The sequence below is a fragment of the Vibrio sp. 1402 genome, from assembly GCF_033340275.1.
Window position 1 is genome coordinate 1 of sequence record NZ_JAWOWE010000702.1, and the last position, 519, is coordinate 519.

General features: G+C 45.7%; 1 protein-coding gene. It reads right to left on the reverse strand.

Annotation, left to right across the window (positions count from 1 at the left end; all coding sequences use genetic code 11):
• Positions 1-10: 10 nt before the first annotated feature.
• Positions 11-519 (reverse strand): iron-containing alcohol dehydrogenase (locus R7044_RS28035; RefSeq protein ID WP_225456361.1); only part of this gene is annotated, 509 nt, incomplete at its 5' end.

A 519-nucleotide genomic window follows, 5' to 3' on the forward strand; every position in this document is an offset into this window, starting at 1 on the left:
TTACTTGTATTTACTCATTCACACTTGATAAATCGCTTCTCGATTCCAATACCTCTACTGAACTCATGTGCGGCGTGCTTTCTGCAACGCAATCTCCACTGCAATCGCACACCTGTTTTAGTATGAACACCAAACGCTCCTGATTAAGAGGTAAAGGGTTACCTTTAATCGCAACAGACTTAAGCGCATCGTTTGCTACCTGTTCAAACGAAGTTTGGCAAACACCAAACTTACCAAGCAATGGCAACTCTAGCTTATCTAACACCATCTTGACCCAAAGCACGCCGTCATGTTCATTCGCATTCGCTCTGTCCGTGACAAGTTGAGCCAGTTTTCGATAACGATTGATCACATCATTTCTGCCCGCTTGCTTTGCTGCATTGATGTTTTCTTGCATCACATGAGGTGCTAAACGTGCAGTTATCACACTGTGCGGAGCATCAAGTTTCCCACCAAGTGCAGAGGCTAACCCATGAGCAGCGCCCAATTTAGCGTTAGTGATCGCCATCCCTCCAAGCA